The sequence below is a fragment of the Tautonia sp. JC769 genome (genome assembly GCF_040717455.1).
Classification (GTDB): Bacteria; Planctomycetota; Planctomycetia; order Isosphaerales; family Isosphaeraceae; genus Tautonia.
Genome location: NZ_JBFEFH010000068.1, coordinates 1 through 1,189 on the forward strand (window position 1 = coordinate 1; position 1,189 = coordinate 1,189).

The window sequence follows — 1,189 nt, forward strand, 5'->3', positions numbered from 1 at the left end:
CCAGTCCGCCTCCAGCACGGCGTTCTCGGCCCGATGGCTCCGCAGCTTCCGACGCCCGAAGGTCTGCTTGAAGTGGCGGTAGAACAGCTCCACGCCCCAGCGGAGCCGGTACAGCTCGGCGGCCGCCCGGCCCGGCAGCCGGGCTTCATCGAGGATCGTCGTCACCAGGTACACCGGGTGTCGGCCCTCATGCACGACGATCAGACGCAAGACCAGGGGCGGCTGGCCACCTCGGGCGGCGTGGTCCGGCCAGAGCCAGACGAGGCCGTCGCCGGTGCGGACGACCCCCGAACGGCTCAGCAGTCGGACGTTCGAGCCGACCCGGACCAGCAGGTGGCGGCCCGACTGACGGAGCGTCTGCCAGAGGTCGTAGCCGACGAAGCCGGCGTCGGCGACGATCAGGGCCTCGGGGGGCAGGGCGTCGACCATCTGCCGCAGGTGCTCGCGTTCGCCGCTGTCGGTCGGCCCGGTCCGCCAGTCCCAGGGCAGGCCGGTGCCGAGGTGGACCATCATCGTCAGCCACAGCTGCGGGTCCTCGGCCTTCTTGCGGCGAGCGGCCTCGGCCCGCGTCTCGGCCGGTGAGCGTCGCCGCCGCCGCCGGACATGCCGTCGCGTGGGCCTGGCGAAGTGCCGCTGATTCGAGGCGGTCCGGGGCAGTTGCAGGCGGCTGCCGTCGACGCCGAAGGCCTCGAACCCGGCGACCGCGAACCGCTCGGCCAGCGCGGTCCGCATGCGTCGGCGGAAGGCCAGGACCACCGCGAGCATCAGCGAGGCGGTCCAGGCGTGCAGCCGCTTGAGGAAGGCCTGGTAGGTGGCCGCGGTGGTGTCGGCCTGCTCGCCGGCGAGTCGGACCAGCGTCCGGGCCGATTCGAACCGCTGGGCCAGGGTCGGCTCGTCGGCGCCGGCCCAGAGCAAGGCGGCCCAGGTCAGCCCCCGCGGGGTCCAGGTGCAGGTGCGTCGCGCGGCCAGGCCGTCGAAGGCGATGCCGTCGGTGAGCCAGTCGAGCACGTCCTTGAGGTCTTGCGGCGGGGCGTCCGATCGGCTAGGACGGGGGAGGTCTTGGTGCGGCATGTCCGACTCCGTCGGGGTGAGCGAGGTGCTGGTTCCGTGTGGTAACAGAAACAGTGATCGCAAACCGTTGCCGCATCAAGACCTTATCGCATTCTTCCATCCACGGTTAACGGCGTAG

General features: G+C 71.6%; 1 protein-coding gene. It reads right to left on the reverse strand.

The annotated features are described in order from the left end of the window. Positions 1 to 1,071: IS4 family transposase (locus tag AB1L88_RS26885; protein ID WP_367099804.1), on the reverse strand; the 1,071-nt coding region annotated here is incomplete at its 3' end. Between the last annotated feature and the right edge of the window lie 118 nt (positions 1,072 to 1,189).